This is a genomic window from Streptomyces sp. SP17BM10 (assembly GCF_036322405.1).
Taxonomy (GTDB): Bacteria; Actinomycetota; Actinomycetes; order Streptomycetales; family Streptomycetaceae; genus Kitasatospora.
In genome coordinates this window covers 1-349 of the sequence record NZ_JAQYXB010000578.1, presented here as the reverse complement: position 1 = coordinate 349, position 349 = coordinate 1, and the positions used below count along the sequence as shown (strand labels likewise).

1 pseudogene is annotated in these 349 nt (G+C 77.9%); it reads left to right on the top strand.

Annotated elements, in window-relative coordinates:
* Window positions 1-292 (top strand): annotated as a pseudogene (locus PUR71_RS18670) (hypothetical protein); the annotation flags it as partial.
* Window positions 293-349 lie beyond the last annotated feature (57 nt).

The following is a 349-nucleotide window of genomic DNA, read 5'->3' as shown; positions in this document are numbered from 1 at the left end:
GCCCTTCCCGGCCAGCGGCAGCCGCGCCAGCTTCGCCCAGAACAGCGGCAACAACCACGCCGCCACCGGCAGCGCGGCCGTCGACGCCGCCCTCGACCGGGCCGCCGCCGCCCCCGACGCCGCCACCGCCTCCGAGGCCAGCAGCCAGGCCGACGCCGATCTGTGGAAGGTCGCCGGGATGCTCCCGCGCTCCCAGCGGCCGCAGCTGTACGGCGCCCGCGCCAACCTCGCCAACATCGGCGCGCAGGGCCTGTCCGACATCGTCTGGGAGAACGTGGGCTTCGAGACGTGAGCCGTCCCGGGGGCCCGCGGCTCCCGGAAGCACACGGCCGGGGCGCGGGGGCCCCGG